1 protein-coding gene is annotated in these 968 nt (G+C 47.0%); it reads left to right on the forward strand.

The genetic code is table 11. The features are described from left to right. A partial coding sequence (gene tuf, locus AB4161_RS23135; protein ID WP_372084479.1) for an elongation factor Tu occupies positions 1-968 on the forward strand: 968 nt, incomplete at both ends.

Here is a 968-nt window from a genome sequence, read left to right on the forward strand (position 1 = left end):
GACACTCCAGCACGTCACTACGCACACGTAGATTGTCCAGGACACGCGGATTATGTTAAAAACATGATCACTGGTGCTGCACAAATGGACGGCGGTATCCTAGTTGTTGCTGCGACTGACGGCCCTATGCCTCAAACTCGTGAGCACATCCTACTTGGTCGTCAAGTTGGTATCCCTTACATCATCGTATTCATGAACAAATGTGACATGGTAGATGACGAAGAGCTACTTGAGCTAGTTGAGATGGAAGTTCGTGAACTTCTTTCTGAATACGACTTCCCAGGTGATGACCTACCAGTTATCCAAGGTTCTGCACTTGGCGCACTAAACGGCGAGAAGCAGTGGGAAGACAAGATCGTTGAGCTTGCAGAAGCACTAGATTCTTACATTCCTGAGCCAGAGCGTGCAGTTGACCAACCGTTCCTACTACCAATTGAAGATGTATTCTCAATTCAAGGTCGTGGTACTGTTGTAACTGGTCGTATCGAGCGCGGTATCCTACGTGTAGGTGACGAAGTAGAAATCGTTGGTATCAAAGAGACTACTCTTACTACTTGTACTGGTGTTGAAATGTTCCGTAAACTGCTTGACGAAGGTCGTGCAGGTGAGAACGTTGGTGCACTTCTACGTGGTACTAAGCGTGATGACGTTGAACGTGGTCAAGTACTTTCTGCGAAAGGTTCTATCAACCCACACACTAAGTTTGAGTCTGAAGTATACGTACTTTCTAAAGACGAAGGCGGCCGTCACACTCCTTTCTTCAAAGGTTACCGTCCACAGTTCTACTTCCGTACAACTGACGTAACAGGCGATATCACTCTACCAGAAGGCGTAGAAATGGTAATGCCAGGTGACAACGTTCAAATGACTGTTGAGCTAATCGCTCCAATCGCAATGGACGAAGGTCTACGTTTCGCAATCCGCGAAGGTGGCCGTACAGTTGGTGCTGGTGTTGTAGCTAAAATCTT

Origin of the sequence: Vibrio sp. 10N.286.51.E5, from assembly GCF_041469125.1 — a bacterium.
GTDB lineage: Bacteria > Pseudomonadota > Gammaproteobacteria > Enterobacterales > Vibrionaceae > Vibrio > Vibrio crassostreae_C.